We start from the raw sequence: 16,503 nt of genomic DNA, 5'->3' as shown, positions 1-16,503 counted from the left end.
ACCCGCGTGGGGAGGCCGCCCTCAGGCCACGGCCCCGAGCGTGTCGGCCATCCGTGCCCGGCGCGCGCCCATGGGCAGTTCGGGTCCGGTGGTGGTGTCGCGCGCCGTCTGGTGCTCCATCTCGGCGTTGATCTCGCCGCCGAGCAGAACGATCGTGGTGGAGATCCAGATCCAGGTCATGAAACCGATGGCCGCCCCGAGGGAACCGTAGGTCTCGTTGTAGTTGCCGAAGCTGGAGACGTACCAGGAGAACAGGATCGAAGCGCCGAGCCAGAGCAGGCCGGCCACCGCGCCGCCGACGCCGACCCAGCGCCAGCGCGGGCGCTCGCGGCTCGGACCGTAGCGGTAGAGCAGGGACAGGCCCCCGAGCAGGACGAGCAGGAGGCCCGGCCAGCGCAGCAGGGCGATGAGCCAGGCGGTGTCGCTCAGGCCCACGAACGTGAACACCACCGGCAGCACGACGATGCCGGTGAGCGCCAGGATGGTGAAGACCAGAGCCCCGATGGTGAAGGTGAGCGAGCGCAGGTTCAGCATGATGAAGGACCGCTTCTCCTCCTCCTCGTAGACCACGTTCAGGGCGTCGAACATCGCCTTCATGGCGGCATTGGCGCTCCAGAGGGAGAGGAGAAGGCTGGTGAAGAAGGTCAGCCCGAGGCTGCCGGTGCCCTTTGCGGCGATGCGCTTGACCTGGTCGCCGATGATCTCGATGGCGCCGGAGGGCAGCACGCCCTGCATACTGGCCAGGTGCTCGTTGATGGAATTCACGTCCGCCACGAGGCCGTAGCAGGAGACCAGCGCGGCGACGGCCGGGAACAGCGAGAGCAGGGAGTAGAAGGTCACCCCCGCCGCGACCGAGAGCACCCGGTCCTGATTGAACTCCAGGTAGACCCGGTAGAGGATGTCCTTCCAGCCCGAGGCGGTGATCTCGGCGGGCGAGCGCGCGGCGCGGCCCCGCTCGATCTGTGTGGCCGCGACGTAGGCCGCCGCCGCCCCCTCGTGCGAGCGGGCGCCCCGCTCCGTCGAGGAAGGGTCGGGCGCGACGGCGGGACGCGTCCGGGTCGCGCGCCCGGATGCGGCCGCGAGCGCGATCAGCGCGGTCCCGAGTAGCAGCGTCCACAGAACGGGATTCGCCGCCTCGCCATCGGGTGCGGGACTGCGGCGGAGGGGAGAGGGCATGGCAGGACCGGAACGGGATGGACGGCGCTTCGGCGCCTCGTCGTCTCGGCGCCCGGGATCAACGTGACGCAGGCTTGACCGTTCCGGCTCCGACCACTCGTCCACGGGCTTCCGCATCGCGTCCGATTTCACAAGCTCATCGTCTCATCGGCCGAGTTCGGCAAAGACGAAGCGATGGCGGACTCGCCTCGAACGCGCCGTGTACTGCCCCGACGGCGTCAGTGCACCGCCTTGAACCTTCCAGGCATCTCGACCGGAAGCGGCCATGCCTCAGGCTCCACACAATCAATCCAAGGAAAGCTCGGAAGATGACACCCGGGCCGGGATGACTGCGCATCTTCCGGATAGAAATACTATAACCGCAACTCTTAAAGACATAAATTGTATTTTAATCAAAGATCATCAATCTTCGGCATCACAAAAGCTCTCCTGTTCGATAGCCTTTCAAGTCGTGGAGCCAAGCACGTGCGTTTCCTCAATCGAACCAGCATCCTGGCGAAGATCGCCCTCCCCCTGTTCGCCCTGGGTATCCTCGCCATCGGGCTCGTCCTCTACGCCCGCATGTCGATGAACCACATGGCCGACCAGGCGAAGCAAGTGATCGAAGTCCTCAGCGTGAGGCAGGAATCGTACCTCAAGATCCAGCTGAACATCGCGGAAGCAGGCCTGCTGGTCCGGAACATCATCCAGGAAACCGAAGAAGCCCCGATGGCGCGATACAAGGCACAGTATGTGTCGGCGGAGAAACGGGCGCTGGACACCATCGATCAGCTGATCGCAATGACCGAAACGCCGGAACGTCGCAAGATCGGTGAGAACTTGCGAAGCTTGGCGCAGGCCTATTTCGCGGTCATCGCCCGAGCCATGGAGCATGGGCTCCGGAACGAGAATACGATCGCAACCCAGATCGTCCAGCGCGATGCGCAACCCGTCCGGTACAATCTCAACAGCTTCGTGGAGCAGCGCTTGCAGCGGGTCACGGAGGAGATGAAGGCCGGCAAGCAGGCGCTCGAGGCAGGCATCTCCACCGCGGTCGAACGGTTGGTCACCGCCACCGCCATCGGTCTCGGTCTGGCCGCCCTCCTGTGCGGCGCCATCGTGGTGTTCGGAATCACTCGACCGCTCGGCCGATTGGTCTCGATCCTGAACCGCATGGCCCAGGGTGAGATCGATGCAGAGATCCCGGAGGCCCGGCGCGGCGATGAGATCGGCGCCGTCGGCAAGGCGGTGGACGGCATCAAGGCGATGGTCGCTCGAAAGAGCGCGGAGGAGGCGCAGGTCCGCCGCATTGCCGACGAGGCCGCAATCGCCGCACGCCGCGCGACGATGATCGAACTTGCGGAAAGCTTCGAAGGTGCCGTGGGCGGCATCATCGGTATGGTCTCCGCGTCGTCCACCGAACTGCAGGCGACGGCGGGGACCCTGACCACCACCGCCAGCGAGACCGCATCGCAATCCACCACCGTGGCGGCGGCGGCCGAGGAAGCCTCCGTCAACGTGGGCACCGTGGCGGCGGCGGCGGAGGAACTCGGCAACTCGGTGCAGGAGATCGGCCGGCAGGTCTCGAACTCCTCCCAGATGGCTCAGTCCGCCGTGACCGAGGCGGACACCACCTCGGCCCTGGTCCAGGAACTGAGCGGTGCCGTATCGCGGATCGGCGACGTGGTGAGCCTGATCTCGACCATCGCCGGCCAGACCAATCTGCTGGCCCTCAACGCCACCATCGAGGCAGCCCGCGCCGGCGAGGCGGGCCGCGGCTTCGCCGTGGTGGCGGCGGAAGTGAAGGAACTCGCCAACCAGACGGCCCGGGCCACCGACGAGATCGGAAGCCAGATCGGCCATATCCAGGGGGCCACGGGCCAGGCGGTCTCGGCGATCGGCTCGATCACGACGCGCATCCGCGACATCAGTGCGGTGGCGACGGCGATCGCCGCAGCGGTGGAGCAGCAGAGCGCCGCGACGCAGGAGATCGTCCGCAACGTGGCCCAGGCCTCGGTGGGGACCGCGGACGTCACCACCACCATTTCGGGCGTCGCCCGCGCGGCCGAGGAGACCGGTGCCGCCGCGAGCCAGGTCCTGGGGGCCGCGGGCGAACTGTCCCGCCAGTCGGAGCATCTCAGCGCCGAGGTGCAGCGTTTCCTCGGCACCGTTCGCGCCGCCTAGCGTCTGGACGCCGCGCGGCCCGTCCGGACCGTGCGGCCCCATCCAGGCGCCGGGGGACCATCGGACACGATGCCCGGCGAGTCCGCCGTCTCGCCTCGGCGTTCAGGCGCCGCCGGCCCCGTAGAGCCCGGCATGGGTCTCCCGCAGGACGTTCTTCTGGACCTTGCCCATGGTGTTGCGCGGCAATTCGTCGACGAAGAGCACGCGTTTGGGACACTTGTAGCGGGCGAGACGCCCCTCGAGGATGCGCAGGATGGCGGCCTCGTCCGGCACGTCGGCCCGGCCCACCACCACCGCGGTGACGCCCTCGCCGAAATCCGGGTGCGCGACCCCGATCACCGCGGATTCCACCACCCCGGGGAGCGCGTCGATCTCATTCTCGATCTCCTTCGGGTAGACGTTGTAGCCGCCCGTGATGATGAGGTCCTTGCCGCGCCCGACGATGTGGACGTAGCCGTCCGGATCGATCTTGCCGAGGTCGCCGGTGATGAAGAATCCGTCGGCCTTGAACTCGGCCGCCGTCTTCTCGGGCATGCGCCAGTAGCCCTGGAAGACGTTGGGGCCCTTCACCTCGATCATGCCGACGGCATCGGCGGGAAGGACCGCCCCCGTCTCCGGATCGACCACCCGCACGGCGACCCCGGGCAAAGCCGGGCCGACCGTGCCGGCCACCCGCGCGCCCGCATAGGGGTTCGAGGTGTTCATGTTGGTCTCAGTCATGCCGTAGCGCTCGAGGATGGCGTGGCCGGTGCGGGCCTCCCAGTCCCGGTGCGTTTCGGCCAGCAGCGGCGCCGAGCCCGAGACGAAGAGGCGGATGCCCGCGGTGACCTCCGGCGTCAGCCCGGCCTCCTTCAGGAGGCGGGTATAGAAGGTCGGAACCCCCATCATGGCCGTGGCGCGCGGCATCAGGGCGAGCACCTGGGCCGGGTCGAACCGCCCGAGGAACAGCATCGTGCCGCCTGTCGACAGCACGGTGTTGGTGGCCACGAACAGGCCGTGGGTGTGGAACACCGGCAGGGCGTGCAGCAGCACGTCCTCGGCCGTGAAGCGCCAGACCTCCGCCAGGGTGCGGGCGTTGGAGGCCAGGTTCTCGTGGCTCAGCATGGCGCCCTTGGAGCGCCCGGTGGTGCCCGAGGTGTACAGGATGGCGGCGAGGTCGTCCGGGCCGCGGACCACGTCGGAGAAGGCCTCGGTCTCCGCGTCGGCGGCCTCCGCCAGGGTGCCGTGCCCCTTCGCGTCGAGGGTGTGCAGGGCCGGCACGCCGGCATCGCGCGCCACGGGCGCGAGGGCCTCGCGCTTGGCCGGATCGCAGACGAACAGCGCCGGCTCGGCATCGCCCAGGAAGTAGGCGATCTCGGTGGGCGTGTAGGCGGTGTTGAGGGGCAGGAACACCGCCCCGGCGCGGACGGCACCCAGGTAGAGGAACAGGAAGTCCGGGCTCTTCTCGGCCTGCACCGCCACCCGGTCGCCGGGCTTCACCCCCGCCGCCGCCAGGGCCGCCGCGTAGGCTCCCGAGCGCACGATGAGGTCGGCATAGGAGTAGCGGGCGCCCTCGCCGGTCTCCAGGAACAGCTTGGCGGCCGGATCGGCCGGCAGGTTCTGGCGAACGAGGTCGAAGAGGTGATTGGTCATCGGCGTTTCGGACGGGGTGGGACGAAGATGGCGGGACGAAATTCGCAGGGACGGATACGCTGTCGATCGTCGGTTTCCTACGATCTTCGCTTCGCTCCATCGGAATGGCGGGAAATCCGGCGTCGCTCAAGCGCGGCGCGGGCGGATCAGGCCTCGGCGAGCGCCACCGCCCGCATCGGCGGCAGGTTGCTCCGCAATTCGCGGCTCACCGCGCTGGAGGCGGCCACGGTGCCGAGATTGGCATAGGTCTCGTGGTTCTTCTCGATGGCCGAGAGGTCGTAGAGGTAGTTGACCATCAATCCGCGGGACTGGGCGAGCCCCTTGGCCGATACGTCGCCGAGGAAGTTCAGGCGCTCCAGCCGGGCGCCGTTGCCGAGGTGGAAGCGCGCGACCGGGTCGAGGGGGCGCCCGCGCTCGTTCTTGGCGCGCAGGAAGTAGGCCGCCGCCGCCGGGATCATAGCCTTGCGGACGGCCTCGCACTTGGCCTTGTCGCTCTGCCAGTCCGGCTCGTCGATGAGGCGCAGGGCCTCGACGTCGTCGCGGGTCAGGCCCTGCGGCGCGTCGGAGCGGCGCTCGCGGTCGAGCCAGGCGGAGAAGCCCGGCACCGGGGAGAGGGTGACGAAGGTCTTCAGGCTCGGGATCTCCCGGGCGAGATCCTCGACCACCTGCTTGATCAGGAAATTGCCGAAGGTGACCCCGGCCAGTCCCTTCTGGCAGTTCGAGATCGAGTAGAAGATCGCGGTGGTGGCGGCCTTCAGGGGCAGGGCCTCGCGCTCATGGGCCAGGATTGGCGCGATGGCGGGAGCGATGCCGGCGGTGAGCGCGACTTCGACGAAGATCAGCGGCTCGTCCACCAGGGCCGGGTGGAAGAACGCGAAGCAGCGCCGGTCGGTCGGCTCGATCCGGCGGCGCAGGTCGTCCCAGCCGGCGATCTCGTGCACCGCCTCGTAGCGGATGATCTTCTCGAGGATGTGCGCCGGGGTCGTCCAGTCGATGTGGCGCAGCACCAGGAAGCCGCGGTTGAACCAGGAGGCGAACAGGTGCTCGAAATCGCTGTCGAGGCTGTCGGCGGCGTCGATGAGGTCGGGATCGGCCTCCTCGCGCCGGAGGTCGCGGCGAAGCCCGAACAGATCCTCGCGCATCCGCACCAGGGCGCGGGTCCCGTCCCTGGCGAGGTTCAGGCGACGGATGAGCTCCTGGCTGCGCGGCTCGGCCGCGTCGTGGAGCGCCCCGAGGGCGGCCCGGGTCGGATCGGCCCGATAGGCGGCGATCGCCTCGTCCACGGCGGCATGATCGGCGGCGAACTCGGTGGCGACGAGGCGCAGGAAGCTGGCGCGCTCGGGCCCCGCCAGGGTGGCGTAGCGCTCGAGGATGAGCCGGGCCAGGGCGACGCCGGAGGCCTCGCCCCGGCGGGAGATCAGATCCTCGCAGAGCTTGACCAGTTCCTGCGCATTGGCGCGGGCCGCGAGATCGCCGCGGCCGATGCCGATCAGATCCCGGCCGCGGTCGCTGATCGTCTGGAGCAGATCGCCGAAGAAAGAGATCGCCGCCATGGCCCGCTGCCTGCCCCTTCGCTGGCGCCCGACCTGGGCGCGCCGGAGCCCCCGTATCACGGGGTTCCAGCTCGGTCGCTACCTTAGGGCGGCGGCGTGCGCAGGACCAGAGACCGTGGCCGTAAAGACGTGTGCGGCCAGGCCGCCGCGTCGGGCTTGCGCGGGCTCAGCCCTGGCCGGAGGCGGTGGCGATCTCCGCCTGATCGGCCCGCTCGCGCCAATCGACGACGCCATGCTGCCGGGCGAAGCGCAGCTCGGCGGCGCGCAGGGCGCGCATCGGGTCACGGGCACGGGTGATGTCCACCGAGCCGACCGTGAACGGCACCCCGAGGATCTGCTTGGCAAAGTTGACGCGGTACGTCGCCATCCGAAACTCCCTGGTCGATGAGCGAGGCCTCGCCAGAACGCCTGCCCGACCCCCGCGAACACTGCGACTCACCGACTTCCACTTCAATCAGAGCGCAAGTCGCGAAAGAATCCAAGTGCAGGCTGCACGGGGATCGCAGGAACTCTGGTCGCCCATAACAACCGGTATATGGGAACCTTGAAATCCGGCGGAAAGCGCCCCGCGACGACGTGGCCGGCCCCAGGGCGCCAAGACAAAGGCCACGCTCTCGCAAGAGGAGACCAAGGTCTGTCCACGCCTCGGAGCCGGTCGCGGAAGGCCCCTGACCGTCGCGCCCGGGACCGGGCAAGGTTGCCGAAGCGGGTGCGCAGGCTTAACCGGGCTGCGGATGCCATCGCCAGCGCCTCGATTCCGTCGCGGCTCCGGCGCCGCCGACCTCCGAGATCCCATCCATGCCCCTCCAAGTCTGTCCGTCGTCGCGCCCGCTCGGGCCCGGATCTGCCCTGGACCGCCGCGCATGAGCGGCGGGATGCGGACCGCCGGCACCGGGAGCCACGGGTTCACGCCGCGCGCCCGGCTCGGGCTGACCCTGATCGCGGGCGGGGCCGTCGCCAACATCTACTACAACCAGCCCCTGCTCGGGCTCCTCGTCGGGGAATTCGGCGAACGCGCGGCCACCTGGGTCCCGACGGCCTCCCTCGTCGGCTACGGGCTCGGCATCCTCGGCCTGGTGCCACTGGGGGACAGCCTCTCCCGACGCAGCCTGATCATCGGCCAGACCCTCGGCCTCGCCGTGGCGCTCCTCGCCGCGGCGCTGAGCCCGAACCTGCCCTGCCTGGCGCTGTCGGGCCTCGTCATCGGCATCCTCGCCTCGGCGGCGCAGCAGGCGGTGCCCTTCGCCGCGGAGCTGGCGCCGGACGCCACCCGCGGCAGCGTGGTGGGCCAGGTCATGACCGGTCTCCTCACCGGCATCCTGCTGGCGCGCACGGCCAGCGGCCTCGTCGGTGCCCAGTACGGCTGGCGCGCGGTGTTCTTCGCCGCCGCGGTCGTGGCGCTGGCGATGGCCGGCATCGCCGCCGCCACGCTGCCGAAGGTCCCGCAGACCCGGCCCCTGCGCTACCGCGCCCTGATGCTGTCGATCCTCCACCTCGTGCGCAGCCAGCCGGCGCTGCGCCGGTCGAGCCTGTCGCAGGGACTGCTGTTCGCCAGCTTCAACGCCTTCTGGGCGACGCTGGCCCTGCTGGTCGAGGCGCCGCCCTTCAACCTCACGGCGGCCGGAGCCGGGATGTTCGGCGTCATCGGCGTCGCGGGCGCCTTCGTGGCCCCGCTCTCCGGCCGGTTCACCGACCGGCGCGGCCCGCGGCCGATGGTGGTGGCCGGCGCTCTCTTCGTGGTCGCGGCCTTCGCGGTGCTGTGGGCCGGCGGCGCCTGGTCCCTGGCGGCGGTGGGCCTCGGCGTCCTCCTGATCGACATCGGCCTGAACGCCGCGCTCATCGCCACCCAGACCCGGGTCTACGCCCTGGTGCCGAGCGCGCGCGGGCGGATCAACACCGTGCTGTTCACGGTGATGTTCGTGTTCGGGGCACTCGGGGCCTTCGCCGGTTCGCAGGCCTTCCTCATGGCCGGCTGGTCCGGCGTCTGCGCCGTCGGCCTCCTCCTGGCGGGCGCGGGCTTCCTCGTGAACGTGCTGGAGCCGAGGCGCGCCGTCTGACGCACCCTCAGCGGAGGATGCGCGACAGCCGGCACCAGGCCGCCTTGTCCGGCGGCAGTCCGAAGCGCAGTCGCGCGGGGGCCTCGGGAAAGCGTCGGACATAGATCCCGGCCGCGCCGAGGCGGTCGAACAGGCTGGCCGCGTCGGGAAAGTCGGCGGTGCGGAACAGGCGGGTTCCGCCGACGGGCGTGCCGCCGGCCCGCAGGATCATGCGGTCGAGGCGCGCGGCATCCGCGGCGCGGGCGATGGCGGCCTCCCGGCGCCAGCCCGCGTCGGACAGGGCGGCGCGCCCGATGGCGAGGGCCGGGCCCGAGACCGCCCAGGGGCCGAGGGCCTCGGCGAGCGCGGCGGCGAGGCCGGGTTCCGCGAGGGCGAAGCCGAGCCGGATTCCGGCGAGCCCGTAGGTCTTCCCGAAGGAGCGCAGGACCACGAGGCCCGGGCCGAGGGACGACCCCAGGGTCTCGATCGGCTCGAGGTCGGCGAAGGCCTCGTCGACGACGAGGAGGCCGCCGCGGCCCGCGAGGTCGCCGGCGAGCGCCATCAGCGTCCCGGCCTCCCAGTTGCGCCCGTCCGGATTGTTCGGGTTCACGACGACGACCACGTCGGCGTCCCGCGCCGCCTCGATGCCCGGCACGCTCGCGACGGCGTGGCCGGCCCGGGTCCAGGCGGCGGCGTGCTCGGCATAGGTCGGCCCCACCACGGCGACGCGGGCGCGCGCCACCAGGCGTGGCAGGGTTTCGATCAGGATCTGGGTTCCGGGCGCGGCGACGATCCGGTCCGGATCGTCCACGCGATAGGCTTGCGCGGCGGCCAGCCGCAGGGCGCCGAGGTCGGCGGCCGAGGGCAGACGCTGGAAGGCGCTGGCCTCCAGGGCCGGACACGGATAGGGCACCGGATTGATCCCCGTGGAGAGATCGATCCAGGGCTCGGGCGCTTGCGGGAAGAGGCGCCGGGCGGCATCGAGGTCGCCGCCATGGGCGATCCTCTCCCCCATCCCCGGGCCGCGCGCCATCACCGAGACCGCATGTCCTGGACCGCCCTCACCCATCCGCCCGATACGCTCATCGTCCTGGTGCTCGCGCTGGCCGTCGAGGCGGCGGCCGGCTATCCGGACCGGCTCTACAGGGCGCTCGGCCATCCTGTCACCTGGATCGGCGCGCTGATCGCGAGCCTCGACCGGCGCTGGAACCGCGGCGCGCCCGCGCGCCGCCGTCTCGCCGGCATGGCCGCGCTTCTTGTGCTCCTCGGAATCGTCGGCGGCCTCGCCCTGGCCCTGACCGCCCTGGCCGGCGCCGCCGGCATCCTCCCGGCGATCCTCGTCCTGGCCCTGCTCGCGGCGAGCCTGCCGGCGCAGCGCAGCCTGCACACCCACGTCGCCCGCGTGGCGGCCGATCTCCGGCGCGACGGTCTCGCGGGCGGGCGCGTCGCGGTGTCGATGATCGTCGGGCGCGATCCCGAGAGCCTGGACGAGGCCGGCATCTGCCGGGCGGCCATCGAGAGCCTGTCCGAGAACTTCTCCGACGGCATCGTGGCGCCGGCCTTCTGGATCGGGGTCGGCGGCCTGCCCGGCGGCGCGCTCTACAAGGCGATCAACACCGCCGACAGCATGATCGGCCACCGCACCCCGCGCCACGAGGCCTATGGCTGGGCCGCCGCCCGCCTCGACGATCTCGTGAACCTTCCGGCCTCGCGGCTGACCGCCCTGCTCCTCGTCGCGGCCGCCGCGCTCCATCCCGGCGCCTCGCCCGGCCATGCCTGGCGGGCGGTGCGGCGGGATGCCGGCCGCCATCGCTCGCCCAATGCCGGCTGGCCGGAGGCCGCCATGGCCGGCGCCCTCGGCCTTCGCCTCGCCGGCCCCCGCACTTACGGCGCCACCCGCGTCGAGGATGGCTGGATGGGCGACGGGCGCGCCGCGGCGACGCCCGACGACGTGGAGCGGGCGCTTGCGCTCTACCGCACGGCGTGCGGATTCCTGTTCGGGCTCGCCCTCCTGATCCTCGTCCTCCTCAAGGTTGCCCTCCCATGATCCGGTCGATGAAGACGCGCGTCCGGCGAGTCGCCGCGCCGGGCCTCGCCCTGGCCGCCCTCGGCATCGCGGGGCCGGCGCCCGCCTGCGCCGCCGAGGCCCCGCCGACGCCCGTCACGGTCACCCGGGACTTCGACGGCGCGATCGAGGACGGCCAGGTCGGCCGGGCCTACGACATCAGCGGCATGGCCTGCCGACCGGCGGACGCCGACGGCACCCGCCTCTGCGTCGTCGTCAACGACGAGAATCGCGGGGCGCAATTCGCCCGCCTCGGGGAGACCACGCTGACGCCCGGCGCCTCCGCCTACGACCTCGGCACGGCACCCTCGCCGGGCATCCGCGGCACGCCCCCGGCGCAGTCCCATTGCAGCGGCGGCCCGGGCAAGTTCAACCAGCTCGACGGCGAGGCCGTCGCCTATGCCGAGCCCTACTTCTACGTCACCGGTTCGCACGGCTGCACGCGGGGCAAGCGCAAGTACAAGCTCTCGTCGATGATCCTCACCCGCCTGCGCCCGAATGCCGACGGCACCGCCGCGGCGGAGACGGTGAGCACCTATCGCCTGTTCGACGCCCTGATGGCCGCCGGCCCCGTGCGCGACTTCGTGCTGCGCGACTTGGAATTCGACTGGAACGCCCGGCCGCCGGAGGGCACGCCGCAACCGAACGGACTGAACGTCGAGGGCCTCGCCGTCGTCGGCGGGCGGCTCTACGCGGGCCTGCGGGCGCCGAGCCTCGACGGCAAGGCCTTCCTCGTCTCCGTGCCGGTCGAGGCGCTGTTCGCGGAGGGGCCGGCCGCCCTGTCGGCCGACGTCGCGACGATCGCCCTGGAGGCCGGGACGGGTGCGGGCATCCGCGACCTCACGATCCTGCCGGATGGACGGATGCTGGTGCTCACGGGCTCGTCCCGCAACGGCCTGCCCGTGCCCTACCGGCTGTCCCTCGCCGACTTGCCGTCCGGCACCCTGACCCCCGTCGCCACCCTCGCGCCGGTCCGCGGCGAGACCGAGACGGGCAAGGTCATCGACGGCAAGGCCGAGGCCGCGGTCCCGCTCGGGCCGGACCGGGTCCTCGTCCTGTTCGACAGCCTGCGGAACGGGGCACCGCACGCCTACGCGGTCTCGATCCCGCCCGCGCTCACGCCACCCTGAGGCCGGGGTCCGCCTGCGCCGCGACCCGGCGCGCGGCGTCGCGGCGGAGCGCCGAGAGCACGACGAACATCAGGCTCGCGCCGACGCCGAGACAGGCCGCCAGGAAGTACATCGGCGCGAGGTCGCTGCCGGTCTGGTCGCGGATGAACGGCACCGCGTTCTGCGAGACGAAGCCGCCGAGATTGCCCACCGAATTGATGGCGGCGATCCCGGCCGCCGCGCTCGCGCCCTTGAGGAAGGTCGCCGGCAGGGACCAGAAGACCGGCTGGGCGGAGAAGACTCCGGCAGCGGCCACGCAGAGGCAGGCGAATTTCAGCGCCGAGCCCGGCAGCAGGACGCTGAGCACCAGGGCCAGCGCCGCGACGAGGCCCGGCACCACCACGTGCCAGACCTGGTCGCCCGTCCGGGCCGCCCGCCGCGGCACCCACCACAGGGCCAGCGCCGTGATCAGCCACGGGATGATGTTGATGAAGCCGTTGACGGTGTTCGAGACCTCGAAGCTGCGCACCACCGTGGGCAACCAGTAGCTGAGCCCGTAGGCGGCCAGCGGGAAGGCGACGTAGACGGAGGCGAGCATCCAGACCCGCCGGTCGAGGAGCGCCGCGAAGGGATTGCCGTGCTCGACCTTCCCGCCGGATTCGCGCTCGGCCACGAGGGTGCGGCTCAGCCAGTCGCGCCCTTCCCGGCTGAGCCAGGGCGCCTGTTCCGGCCCGTCGGGCAGGATGCGCAGGACGATGACCGCCAGGGCCAGGGCGGGGATTCCGGTGGCGACGAAGACCCATTGCCAGCCCTTGAGGCCGAGGGTGCCGTCGAGGTCGAGGAGCGCGCCGCCGATGGCCGCGCCGACCGCGTTGGCGAGCGCGCTCGCGATCATGAACCAGCCGATCATCCGCGCCCGGTGCGATTGCGGGAACCACAGGGTCAGGGCGAACAGGACGCCGGGGAAGAACCCCGCCTCCGCGACGCCGAGGAGGAAGCGGAGGATGTAGAACATCGTCGTGTTCTGGGTGAAACCCAGGAGGATGGTGATCAGCCCCCAGGTGAGCATGATCCGGGCGAACCAGCGCCGGGCCCCCACCCGCTCCAGGATCACGTTGCTCGGCACCTCGAACAGGAAGTAGCCGAGGAAGAACAGCGACGCCCCGAGGCCGTAGACGCTCTCGCTCAGGCCGAGTCGCCCACCATCTGCAGCTTGGCGTAGGAGATGTTCTGCCGGTCGATATAGGCGATCAGGTACATCACCCCGAGAAGCGGCATCAGCCGCAGCGTCACGGTGCGGATCGTCGCCTCGGCGACACGCGCATCCACCTGGGGAGGGGCCGGGACCATCGGGTGCTTCCTCGCCGCGCCCGTCGTGAGCCGGGCTTCGAGGCCGAGCCTAATCCCTCCGGCCGCTACAACGCTAGGGCGTGGAGGGCCTCGCAGGCGACATGCGCCTCGAGATGATCGGCCAGCCGGTCCAGCACCGCGTCGATGCCGGCCTCGTAGGCGAGACCGCTGGGGGCCGCCCCGAGGCGGGCGAGCCAGGCGCCGCGCTGGCGGTCGTCGGCGAACAGGCCGTGCACGTAGGTGCCGGTCACGCGGCCGTCGGCCGAGACCGCGCCGTCGGAGCGCCCGTCCGCGAGCCGGATCGCCGGGCGCGCCGTATCCGGCCCGGTGGTGTCGCCCACATGCATCTCGTAGCCCGCGAACGGCACGCCGTCCGGTAGGCTGGTGCCGGTGACGGCCGCGAGGTGCTTCTCCGGCGTCATCACGGTCTCGATGTCGAGGAGCCCGAGGCCCGGCACCGAGCGGGGCGCGCCCTCGATGCCGTGCGGGTCGTCGATGCGCCGGCCGAGCATCTGGTAGCCGCCGCAGAGCCCGAGCACCCGCCCGCCGCGCCGGACATGGGCGCGGATGTCGATGTCCCAGCCCTCGGCGCGGAGGGCTTCGAGGTCGTCGATGGTGGTCTTCGAGCCCGGCAGCAGCACGAGGTCGGCCACCGGGATCGGCTCGCCCGGGCGCACGAGCACCACCGCCACGTCGGGCTCGGCCCGGAGCGGGTCGAGGTCGTCGAAATTGGCGATGCGCGGCAGCACCGGCACGGCCACGACCTTGCGGCGTGCGTTGCCCGGTTCCGATCCGGCAAGCCCGAGCATATCCTCGGCCGGCAGGCGGGCCGCATCGGGAAAATGCGGGATCAGCCCGAAGCTCGGCCATCCGGTCGCCTGCGCGATGGTGGCCATGCCGTCGGCGAAGAGGCTCGGATCACCGCGGAAGCGGTTGACGAGGAAGCCCCGGATCATCGCGGCATCCGCGGGGTCGATCACCGCCTTCGTGCCGACGAGGCTGGCGATGACGCCGCCCCGGTCGATGTCGCCGAGCAGGATCACCGGCGTGCCGGTGGCGCGGGCAAAGCCCATGTTGGCGATGTCGCCGGCCCGCAGGTTGACCTCCGAGGCCGAACCGGCGCCCTCCACCACCACGAGGTCGGCCTCGGCCTTCAGGTACGAAAAGCTCTCCAGCACGGAGGCGAGGAGGCGCGGCTTCCAGGCCTGGTAGTCGCGCGCCCTGGCGGTGCCGACCATGCGGCCCTGGACCACGACCTGGCTGCCGGTCTCGCTCTGGGGCTTGAGCAGCACCGGGTTCATGTGCACCGAGAGCGCCACCCCGGCCGCCCGCGCCTGCAGCGCCTGCGCCCGCCCGATCTCGCCGCCATCGGCGGTGACGGCGGCGTTGTTCGACATGTTCTGCGGCTTGAAGGGCCGCACGGCGAGCCCGCGCCGCGCGAAGACCCGGCACAGACCGGCCACGATCAGCGACTTGCCGACATCCGAGCCGGTGCCCTGGATCATGATGGCGCGGGTCATGGCCGAGGCCGCTCCGACGGGGGCGCGGCGCAGGCCGGATCGGCCGGCCGCGCGGCGCGATGGAAGGCCAGGACGGCGGCGCCGTAGGTCTCGACGACCTCCGCGAACGGCACCCGCTCCGCCGTGAACAGCACGGCCCGGTGCCGGAACAGGTGGTCGGGGATCGCGAGGGCGCCGCAGGTCGCCGCCGGGGGCGGCGCCTGCTCCCACCCTAGCGGCAGGGGCTGCCACAGGAACTCCGCACCGACGGTCTGCCGCGTCGTGCCGAGGGCCTGGACCGCCCGGCCGAACGGCGTGTCGGTCGTCTCGAGAAGGCGGTTCATCTCCGGCGTCAGGCGTTCCGGCACGTACCAGTTGTCCGCCTCCGACAGGACGTGATCGCCGCAGGCGAGCCTCACCTGACGGTAGCGGAGGACCGTGTCCGAGCCGGCATTCAGGCGCTGCCGGGTCTCGTCCGAGGCCGGCTTGTCCACCCCGCGCTGCAGGTTCGCCGCGAGCCGGGGCGTGGCGGCCATCCCATGCTCGGCGCACCACCCTTCGAGGGTCGCGGTGGCGGAGCGGCTGGCGAGCAGCCGGGCGTTCAGCCCTTCCATCACCGCCAGGGCCTCGACGCGGCCGAGATAGGTGGCGGGCCAGGCCGGCGCGGGATCGGCGCGGAGCCCGTGGGGTCCCGTCAGCGTGGACAGCGCGACCGCAACCATGGCCACCCGCATCAGAACTCGATCCCCTCCTGCGCCTTCACCCCGGCGGCGAAGTGGTGCTTCACGCTGCCCATCTCGGTGACGAGGTCGGCGGCCTCGATCAGGGCCGGCTTGGCGTTGCGCCCCGTGACGATGACGTGGAGGTCCGGCCGGCGCGCCCGGAAAACTGCCACCACGGCGTCGAGGTCCAGGTAGTCGTAGCGCAGCGCGATGTTGAGCTCGTCCAGCACCACGAGGCGGATCGTCGGGTCGGCCATCAGGTCGAGGGCCTTGGCCCAGGCATGCTCGGCAGCGGCGATGTCGCGGGCCTTGTCCTGGGTCTCCCAGGTGAAGCCCTCGCCGAGGGTGTGCCAGTCGATCCGATCGCCGAAGGCCTTCAGCGCGTGCTTCTCGCCCGTGTCCCAGGCCCCCTTGATGAACTGCACCACGCCGACCCGCCAGCCGTGGCCGAGCGCCCGCAGCATCAACCCGAGAGCCGCCGTGGTCTTGCCCTTGCCCGGGCCGGTATTGACGATGAGGAGACCCTTCTCGATCGTCTTCTCCGCGACCTCGGCGTCCTGCACGGCCTTGCGCTTCTCCATCTTCTCGCGATGGCGTTCGGCGTCCGTCATGGGGTGGCTCCGGGTTGGGGTTTCACGATCAGGGGAAGGCCCGCCACCGTGAGCACCACGCGGTCCGCCTGCGCCGCGAGGCGCTGGTGCAGGCGCCCGGCGGCGTCGCGAAAACGGCGGGCGAGCGCGTTGTCCGGCACGATCCCGAGGCCGACCTCGCTGCCGACCAGGACCACCGGGCCGGGAGCCGCCGCGCAGGCCGCGAGCAGCGCGGCGGTGGCGGCCTCCAGGTCGGCCTCGGACAGGATCAGGTTGGTGAGCCAGAGGGTCAGGCAATCGACGAGCACCGGCCCGGTCGCGGCGGCGACCGCCTCGGCCAAGGCGAGGGGCACGTCCTGCGTGATCCAGCCGTCCGGGCGGCGGGCGCGGTGGAGCGCGATGCGCTCGCGCATCTCGTCGTCCCAGGCCCGGGCGGTGGCGAGGTAGAGCCAGGGTCGAGGGGACGCCTCGATCAGCGCCTCGGCGTGGGCGCTCTTGCCCGAGCGCGCGCCGCCGAGCACGAGGGTCATTCGGGGCGTGGGGTGGGGCATGCGGAATGCTGTGCCCGAAATCGGGGCTCGAGGTCAAAGGCGGGAAACCCGCCGGGG

Annotated in this window: 13 protein-coding genes and 1 pseudogene; 4 read left to right on the top strand and 10 right to left on the bottom strand. The window is 71.5% G+C overall.

Annotation, left to right across the window (positions count from 1 at the left end; all coding sequences use genetic code 11):
- Positions 1–21 precede the first annotated feature (21 nt).
- Complete coding sequence (locus AC0IWM_RS04240) at positions 22–1,176, bottom strand: YihY/virulence factor BrkB family protein (protein WP_471753221.1); 1,155 nt, start codon at positions 1,174–1,176, stop codon at positions 22–24.
- Positions 1,177–1,641: 465 nt separating this feature from the next.
- Between AC0IWM_RS04240 and AC0IWM_RS04235 the strand changes: the two genes are divergently transcribed.
- Positions 1,642–3,339: a methyl-accepting chemotaxis protein gene (locus AC0IWM_RS04235; protein WP_471753220.1), complete on the top strand. Its 1,698-nt coding sequence runs from the start codon at positions 1,642–1,644 to the stop codon at positions 3,337–3,339.
- Between the two features lie 102 nt (positions 3,340–3,441).
- Here AC0IWM_RS04235 and AC0IWM_RS04230 read toward each other — a convergent pair whose 3' ends face one another.
- The 3 genes from AC0IWM_RS04230 to AC0IWM_RS04220 all read right to left on the bottom strand — a co-directional run bounded on the left by AC0IWM_RS04230 (position 3,442) and on the right by AC0IWM_RS04220 (position 6,891).
- Positions 3,442–4,971, bottom strand: a complete 1,530-nt coding sequence (locus tag AC0IWM_RS04230; protein ID WP_471753219.1) for a malonate--CoA ligase — start codon at positions 4,969–4,971, stop codon at positions 3,442–3,444.
- Positions 4,972–5,117: 146 nt separating this feature from the next.
- The gene (locus tag AC0IWM_RS04225) at positions 5,118–6,524 is read right to left on the bottom strand and encodes a malonyl-CoA decarboxylase (protein WP_471753218.1); all 1,407 of its coding nucleotides are present in this window, start codon (positions 6,522–6,524) and stop codon (positions 5,118–5,120) included.
- 166 nt (positions 6,525–6,690) lie between these two features.
- Positions 6,691–6,891: a hypothetical protein gene (locus tag AC0IWM_RS04220; protein ID WP_471753217.1), complete on the bottom strand. Its 201-nt coding sequence runs from the start codon at positions 6,889–6,891 to the stop codon at positions 6,691–6,693.
- Between the two features lie 496 nt (positions 6,892–7,387).
- On the opposite strand from AC0IWM_RS04220, the gene AC0IWM_RS04215 reads away from it, so the two are divergent.
- Positions 7,388–8,581: an MFS transporter gene (locus AC0IWM_RS04215; RefSeq protein ID WP_471753216.1), complete on the top strand. Its 1,194-nt coding sequence runs from the start codon at positions 7,388–7,390 to the stop codon at positions 8,579–8,581.
- Positions 8,582–8,588: 7 nt separating this feature from the next.
- Here AC0IWM_RS04215 and cobD read toward each other — a convergent pair whose 3' ends face one another.
- Entirely contained in the window at positions 8,589–9,575 is a 987-nt protein-coding gene (cobD, locus tag AC0IWM_RS04210; protein WP_471753215.1) for a threonine-phosphate decarboxylase CobD, read from the bottom strand.
- A gap of 30 nt (positions 9,576–9,605) precedes the next feature.
- Between cobD and cbiB the strand changes: the two genes are divergently transcribed.
- Both cbiB and AC0IWM_RS04200 read left to right on the top strand, forming a co-directional pair.
- Positions 9,606–10,607, top strand: coding sequence for an adenosylcobinamide-phosphate synthase CbiB (gene cbiB, locus AC0IWM_RS04205; protein ID WP_471753214.1), 1,002 nt, complete (start codon positions 9,606–9,608; stop codon positions 10,605–10,607).
- Positions 10,608–10,615: 8 nt separating this feature from the next.
- Positions 10,616–11,755 (top strand): DUF3616 domain-containing protein, encoded by a 1,140-nt coding sequence (locus tag AC0IWM_RS04200; RefSeq protein ID WP_471753213.1) that lies wholly within the window; start codon positions 10,616–10,618, stop codon positions 11,753–11,755.
- Here AC0IWM_RS04200 and AC0IWM_RS04195 read toward each other — a convergent pair.
- The 5 genes and pseudogenes from AC0IWM_RS04195 to cobU form a co-directional block, all read right to left on the bottom strand.
- A pseudogene (locus tag AC0IWM_RS04195) lies at positions 11,742–13,084 on the bottom strand (MFS transporter). The gene AC0IWM_RS04200 and the pseudogene AC0IWM_RS04195 overlap by 14 nt on opposite strands.
- Positions 13,085–13,149: 65 nt before the next feature.
- Complete coding sequence (locus AC0IWM_RS04190; protein WP_471753212.1) at positions 13,150–14,604, bottom strand: cobyric acid synthase; 1,455 nt, start codon at positions 14,602–14,604, stop codon at positions 13,150–13,152.
- Entirely contained in the window at positions 14,601–15,317 is a 717-nt protein-coding gene (locus AC0IWM_RS04185; protein WP_471753211.1) for a hypothetical protein, read from the bottom strand. The genes AC0IWM_RS04190 and AC0IWM_RS04185 overlap by 4 nt, the downstream gene beginning before the upstream one ends.
- Positions 15,317–15,916, bottom strand: coding sequence for a cob(I)yrinic acid a,c-diamide adenosyltransferase (cobO, locus tag AC0IWM_RS04180; protein ID WP_471753210.1), 600 nt, complete (start codon positions 15,914–15,916; stop codon positions 15,317–15,319). The genes AC0IWM_RS04185 and cobO overlap by 1 nt, the downstream gene beginning before the upstream one ends.
- Positions 15,913–16,446: a bifunctional adenosylcobinamide kinase/adenosylcobinamide-phosphate guanylyltransferase gene (gene cobU, locus AC0IWM_RS04175; protein WP_471753209.1), complete on the bottom strand. Its 534-nt coding sequence runs from the start codon at positions 16,444–16,446 to the stop codon at positions 15,913–15,915. The genes cobO and cobU overlap by 4 nt, the downstream gene beginning before the upstream one ends.
- Positions 16,447–16,503: the final 57 nt, after the last annotated feature.

The sequence above is a fragment of the Methylobacterium sp. AC433 genome (assembly GCF_979253015.1).
This window is presented reverse-complemented; position numbering and strand designations above follow the sequence as displayed.

What these genes read in the sequence shown, in the direction of transcription:
- cobD (WP_471753215.1), bottom strand. Translation starts at nt 9,575, where the DNA reads ATGGGGGAGAGGATCGCCCATGGCGGCGACCTCGATGCCGCCCGGCGC.
- AC0IWM_RS04185 (WP_471753211.1), bottom strand. Translation starts at nt 15,317, where the DNA reads ATGCGGGTGGCCATGGTTGCGGTCGCGCTGTCCACGCTGACGGGACCC.
- AC0IWM_RS04220 (WP_471753217.1), bottom strand. Translation starts at nt 6,891, where the DNA reads ATGGCGACGTACCGCGTCAACTTTGCCAAGCAGATCCTCGGGGTGCCG.
- AC0IWM_RS04225 (WP_471753218.1), bottom strand. Translation starts at nt 6,524, where the DNA reads ATGGCGGCGATCTCTTTCTTCGGCGATCTGCTCCAGACGATCAGCGAC.
- cobU (WP_471753209.1), bottom strand. Translation starts at nt 16,446, where the DNA reads ATGCCCCACCCCACGCCCCGAATGACCCTCGTGCTCGGCGGCGCGCGC.
- cbiB (WP_471753214.1), top strand. Translation starts at nt 9,606, where the DNA reads ATGTCCTGGACCGCCCTCACCCATCCGCCCGATACGCTCATCGTCCTG.
- cobO (WP_471753210.1), bottom strand. Translation starts at nt 15,916, where the DNA reads ATGACGGACGCCGAACGCCATCGCGAGAAGATGGAGAAGCGCAAGGCC.
- AC0IWM_RS04215 (WP_471753216.1), top strand. Translation starts at nt 7,388, where the DNA reads ATGAGCGGCGGGATGCGGACCGCCGGCACCGGGAGCCACGGGTTCACG.
- AC0IWM_RS04240 (WP_471753221.1), bottom strand. Translation starts at nt 1,176, where the DNA reads ATGCCCTCTCCCCTCCGCCGCAGTCCCGCACCCGATGGCGAGGCGGCG.
- AC0IWM_RS04200 (WP_471753213.1), top strand. Translation starts at nt 10,616, where the DNA reads ATGAAGACGCGCGTCCGGCGAGTCGCCGCGCCGGGCCTCGCCCTGGCC.
- AC0IWM_RS04190 (WP_471753212.1), bottom strand. Translation starts at nt 14,604, where the DNA reads ATGACCCGCGCCATCATGATCCAGGGCACCGGCTCGGATGTCGGCAAG.
- AC0IWM_RS04230 (WP_471753219.1), bottom strand. Translation starts at nt 4,971, where the DNA reads ATGACCAATCACCTCTTCGACCTCGTTCGCCAGAACCTGCCGGCCGAT.